6 protein-coding genes and 1 pseudogene are annotated in these 5,340 nt (G+C 45.3%); 1 reads left to right on the forward strand and 6 read right to left on the reverse strand.

From position 1 onward, the window contains the following. The 5 genes from AC1WIP_RS10755 to AC1WIP_RS10775 form a co-directional block, all read right to left on the reverse strand. Nucleotides 1-119 (reverse strand): DnaB-like helicase N-terminal domain-containing protein (locus AC1WIP_RS10755; RefSeq protein WP_481141830.1); only part of this gene is annotated, 119 nt, incomplete at its 3' end. Nucleotides 120-153: 34 nt separating this feature from the next. Further along, nucleotides 154-600, reverse strand: coding sequence for a 50S ribosomal protein L9 (gene rplI, locus AC1WIP_RS10760; protein WP_318703530.1), 447 nt, complete (start codon nt 598-600; stop codon nt 154-156). A gap of 40 nt (nt 601-640) precedes the next feature. Beyond that, entirely contained in the window at nt 641-2,692 is a 2,052-nt protein-coding gene (locus AC1WIP_RS10765; RefSeq protein ID WP_481141827.1) for a DHH family phosphoesterase, read from the reverse strand. 250 nt (nt 2,693-2,942) lie between these two features. Continuing rightward, nucleotides 2,943-3,416, reverse strand: a complete 474-nt coding sequence (locus AC1WIP_RS10770) for a GNAT family N-acetyltransferase (RefSeq protein ID WP_481141831.1) — start codon at nt 3,414-3,416, stop codon at nt 2,943-2,945. 95 nt (nt 3,417-3,511) lie between these two features. Beyond that, entirely contained in the window at nt 3,512-4,591 is a 1,080-nt protein-coding gene (locus tag AC1WIP_RS10775; RefSeq protein ID WP_481141828.1) for a non-canonical purine NTP pyrophosphatase, read from the reverse strand. Nucleotides 4,592-4,682: 91 nt separating this feature from the next. On the opposite strand from AC1WIP_RS10775, the pseudogene AC1WIP_RS10780 reads away from it, so the two are divergent. Next, nucleotides 4,683-4,796, forward strand: a pseudogene (locus AC1WIP_RS10780) (TnpV protein); the annotation flags it as partial. Here the strand turns inward: AC1WIP_RS10780 and AC1WIP_RS10785 are convergent. Further along, on the reverse strand, nt 4,793-5,340 hold a 548-nt coding region (locus AC1WIP_RS10785; RefSeq protein WP_481141829.1), incomplete at its 5' end, for an ATP-binding protein. The pseudogene AC1WIP_RS10780 and the gene AC1WIP_RS10785 sit on opposite strands and share 4 nt — an antisense overlap.

Raw genomic sequence — 5,340 nt, forward strand, 5'->3', positions numbered from 1 at the left:
CCCGTAATCAGCTCAGAGGCCACTATGATGGCCTCACGGTCCATGATCATGGAACCGATAACGGACTGCTCCGCCTCCACGCTGTGAGGTAATATTCTTTTTAATACATTTTCTTCCATCGTGGGCATTCCAACTGCTACCTTTCTGCTCTGCCTACGCCTCCACTACCTTTACCGCAAGCTTTGCGCTCACCTGGGGATGCAGCTTTACTGTCACCTCATAGGAGCCGAAGCTCTTAAGGTTTTCCTGAAGCTGGATTTTTTTCTTATCCAGCTCGATTCCATTCTGTTCCTTGCAGGCTGCCGCGATTTCCTTGGAGGAGATAGAACCAAAGGTTCTTCCTCCCTCCCCGGCCTTCATTTTTACAATCACCTGCTTTGACTCAATCTCTGCTGCCAGCGCTTTTGCAGCATCCAGCTGCTCCTTTGCCAGCTTTTCCTGATGTGCCTTCTGCAGCTTTAAATCATTTCTGTTTTGCGCTGTTGCCTCCACGCCGATTTTTTTAGGGATAATATAATTTCTTGCGTAGCCCTCGCTGACCTCCACAATGTCGCCTTTTTTTCCCAGCTTCTTCTCGTCCTGTAATAAAATTATCTTCATTTTCTCCTCATTTCTGCGCTTTCTTCGCGCTTCCTCCAGCTTATATTTCACCATTTTCCAGCATACTGTCGATAGTGCGCTTTAAAATACCGATGGCCTCCGCAAGCCCTGTGCCCTCCAGCTGACAGGCTGCGGTGTTCATATGGCCGCCGCCTCCCATTCTCTCCATAATAATCTGTACATTCACCTCATCTATGGAACGGGCGCTCACATAAATCTTTCCCTGATAATCCGTGAGCACAAAGCTTGCCTTGATTCCCTTGATATTCAACAGCTCATTGGCCGCCTGGGCGCCAATAATGGTGGGGCTTGGCAGCTCATCTGCAGTACAGACAGAAATTGCAAAGTACTGCTTGTAGATTTCTGCCTGACTGACCGCATCCGCCTTGGCCTTGTATTCTGCGGCGTCTTCCCTGAAAAGCTTTCTCACCCTGGTCACATCCGCACCGTTTCGCCGCAGGAAAGCAGCCGCCTCAAAGGTACGCACACCGGTCTTGGTCATAAAATTATTGGTGTCGATCATAATGCCGGAATACATGCAATCTGCCTCTTCTGTGCGTATCTTGATGTTATCATAGGTATATTGAAGAATCTCTGAAACCATCTCGCAGGCAGAGGAGGCATAGGGCTCCACATAGGAAAGCGTTGCGTTTTCTATGGTTTCCGTGCCCTGTCTGTGATGATCCAGCACCACCACCGACTTACAAAACCGCAGCAGATCAGGGCATTCGGTAATAGAGGGCTTGTTTACATCCACCACCACCAGCACCGCATTGCTTCCCGCCGCCTCAATGGCCTGCTGGCTGTCTATGATCATATCCTCATCATACTCAGGGTTGTTCCGGAACAGATCCACCATGGGCTGAATGGCGCTGGTCACATCGTTCAGCACAATGTGGGTTTTACGTCCCAGTGTCTGGGCGATCCGGTAGATACCCACCGCAGCGCCAAAGCTGTCCACATCCGGCATGCGGTGCCCCATTACCAGCACCTTGTCCTTGCCGGTAATAATCTCCCGCAGCGCGTGCGCCTTTACCCGGGCCTTCACCCTTGTATTTTTTTCCACCTGCTGACTCTTGCCGCCATAGTAGGTGATGCTTTCAGGGGTCTTGATCACCGCCTGATCGCCGCCCCTTCCCAGGGCAAGGTCGATGGCGTTTCTGGCAAACTCATAATTCTGCGCATAGGTCAGACCATCCAATCCAATACCGATGCTGATGGTCACTGCCATTTCATTTCCAATGTTGACAGTCTTTACCTCCTCCAGCAGGTCAAAACGGCTTTCCTGCAGCTGAGCAATTGTTTTTTTGCGGAGAATCACCAGGTATTTGTCTTTTTCCAGCTTTTTGCTGATGCCGTCCAGAGAAGAGATATATTTGTTTACCTTCCTGTCAATCAGCGCAATGAGCAGAGAACGACGCACCTCCTCCACACTCTCCAGGGCTTCCTCGTAATTGTCCAGATAAATCATGCCCACCGAAAGGCTTTGGTCATCCACCTCCTGCAGCGCAATGTGCAGGGCGGTTTCGTCGAAAAGATAGACGGCGATCAGGTATCCGTTATAGTCCTTAGCCTCTATCATATCGCTGTTTTCAGCCATATCCTTCAGAGAAATTTTCTTAAACTTGGCCACATATTCACTGCCCTCGTACTCCAGCTCATACTGGGCTTCGTCCACTCCTGTGTCATCCGGGAGCCTGTCCCTTGTAATCGTAGGAAAAAGAGAGGTGATGGACTTGTTATACCCTTTGGGCTGGTGAATCACATTTTCAAAGGCAATGTTGGTCCAAATCACTCTGCCTGCATCGTCCAGCAGGGCGTAAGGCAGATCCAAATCCCGCAGAAGCTTTTTTTGTATCTGACCGTATTCTGTAGCGAAGCTGATCAGCTCGTTCATAATGACGGGCTTGTTATAAAAATAAAGCGTCAGGGCGACCACAAAATAAAATACCGTAAAGGCTCCCAGCAAAATTCCGGCCCGGTAATCTATCATAAATACGGCGCCAGCCACAATCAACAGCAGAATACCCAGATATATGCCAAACAGTATGTAGCTTTTGATTCTCCCTTTCAGTTTGATTCGTTTCTTCATTCATTTGCTCCTTGCCACGCCGGGCAGGCGCAGTAAGCTTCCCTGTTTTTCATAAGGCAGGCTGCTTTGCCGCCCTGAGAAGCTGGCTGCGCTCGCTTTGCTCGTCAAATACGGGAAAGGGCGCCCGCTCATATGAACACGGCAGACGCCTTTTCCCGTATTTGACTCTGCCCTTACCGAACATTATATCAAATATCGTAACAGTATGCTACAATTTAATTTGTCAAAAGGGGAAATGTTATGTAGAAATTTAGGGACCGGGGAAAAACATTTCCTCTTCCATTTTTACAAATCCGTATTTCTCATACAATGGCCGCCCCATATCCGTTGCCTCTAACGCAATCTGTGTGACGCCCTGTTCCTTCACGTCTTTCACTAATAAATCCAATGTGCAAAATGCAATTCCTTGTCTTCGATATTCCGGTGCAGTATACATATTCATAATATAAGCCTTTTTTCCACTGGGATTATGATAAGTTGGCATAACCCGATAAAAGCTCACACCCCCTGCACCAATAAATTTTCCATTATCATATACCAGATATGCTATGTGCTCGCCAGTTTCCAACGCCCGTTTATAATATACATAAGATTCCTGTTCCACCTCGGACATATCCACAGCATCTGACAGCTTATTCGCCGCACGAAGGACAATCATTCTTGTTTTCACCAATTCTTCAACGTCTGCCTGTGTCGCTTTTCTATACTCATATTTTTTCATCATCTCCAATAATATCACCTTGCTCCTTCCCACTCCGCCACAAATTCAGCCAAATACTCCCCCATAGCAATCTGCCTATGTTCAGCTGTTTTTAGAATTTATGGGTGTAGTATAAACTTTTGATTGGGATATCCAAATTCTTCCATTCGTTCATCTTCCACAAAACCAAATTTTTTGTAGAAAGCCCTTGGAGCAAGCCCTTTTTCATCTTCTTCTCGAAAAGTTGATACTGTAATGTCTTTTGTTCTATCCAGATTATCTAATGCCTTTACTAATAAACTGGAAGCGACTCCTCTTCTTCTGCAGCGGGGTGAAACACCTAAACAGCAAATCATATTATGTTCTCTTGAAAACAAAAGGACCCCTATTATTTTTGCATCGTCTTTCACACACAAAGCCTGTTCTTTGCTTATAAAGCGTAAAACAGTTTCCCGATGTTCCTCTATTTTTTCTTTCGTCTCTAATCCCGGAAAATTCCAGCTGATTTCTGTAACAAGCTTCATCCACTCATCTATATCACTATTTTTTCCAAATTGCACTTCAACAGAACCGCACTCCGTGCTCAAATCTAAAACCTTCTCAAAAAACTTCAAAAACCCGTCTTCCACAGCAAGCTGTTCTAATTCATCAGCCGATAAATCATAATAATACTTATTGGTTTTCCTATCAATCGACATACTGTCCAGCGGAAATCCCTTTTTTCTTACTGCACTATGGGGTTTGTCAGTTAAAATAAATTTTTCACTTTCCATGGAAGAATCCATTGACTCATAAATATGTTTTTCATCCCTCACAAAGCAAATTGCATTTTTATACCATGCAGCAAGGTTGCCATACTGTCTTACAAGACCTGCATAATATTCTATCATTTCTGCATCGGATAAACATTTTCCATTCACGTTGCGCACATGCACCCCTGGCTGAACCCCGTCTGGAACATTATCAAAATACAGTCCCGAATCACAGGAAAACACCGGCATTTGAAAGGCCTTATAATAGGCGGTCGCTTTCTGCCTCGCATTTTCAAGCGGTGTATTTCCCTTCTCCGGCACTTCCGGAATTGTAATTCCTTCTGCCTTTAAATCACTCAAGCCAATCAGCTCTACGCCTAGTTTTTCAAGCCTGCTTTTCATTACGGATAATTTTGCCTGATTACTTGTTCCATACAATAATTTCATATTTCTGCTTGTACCTTCTTAAAATTTTCGAGAAATTCCTTATGGTTTCTGCCACCTGATACATATGACTGTCGCTCATTTGTAGTGGAAGGAAGCCGTGGCCGAAGCACTGAAAGCGGCTGACCAGATGGAATGGGTTCGCCGGTATAACTCCATCCGCAACCGTGCAGAAGAAATTGTACTGACTGAACTTGTATATGCTTAATCGAATGCTTTAGGAACTCTGAACTTGTATTTGCCTTTTCCAAAACCGCCAACAGCTTCAATCAAATCTGCATTTTTCAGCTTTGTAATGAGATTACCAGCGGCAGTAACAGAATCATTTGTAATAGCGGCTATGTCGGAACGGCCAAAGATACCATCAATTCCCATATTTGCAAATACCGTCTTTGCTTTTTTAATCGTAGCTTGGCTTGCGTTCAGTCCGTCAATCGCAACCTCAATCGCAAGATAATCAGGGGCAATCGCAACATTTTTTTTATCCTCTATCAAAACCTTGGTTGCGTTTATTGCTGTTCCGTAATTCAAGTTATACAACGTAACTTGGAACGAGCTTGCATCGGAATAAAACTTAGGCTCCAATTCATCCCGATAATTATGGGCGGCACGGTAGGCTTCTGTAATTTTCCTGAATCCGCTTCCCTGTCGCTCCATATATCCCAACCGACCAAAAATATCAGCAAGAACTGGATTACGGCGGGTAGAGGAAATATTGAAAATATCTCTTTCCTGTATCCGTGTACCATCCG

The sequence above is a fragment of the Acetatifactor sp. genome (assembly GCF_982438285.1).

Coding starts and splice junctions, on each gene's coding strand:
- AC1WIP_RS10775 (WP_481141828.1), bottom strand. CDS start 4,591: ATGAAATTATTGTATGGAACAAGTAATCAGGCAAAATTATCCGTAATG.
- AC1WIP_RS10770 (WP_481141831.1), bottom strand. CDS start 3,416: ATGATGAAAAAATATGAGTATAGAAAAGCGACACAGGCAGACGTTGAA.
- AC1WIP_RS10765 (WP_481141827.1), bottom strand. CDS start 2,692: ATGAAGAAACGAATCAAACTGAAAGGGAGAATCAAAAGCTACATACTG.
- rplI (WP_318703530.1), bottom strand. CDS start 600: ATGAAGATAATTTTATTACAGGACGAGAAGAAGCTGGGAAAAAAAGGC.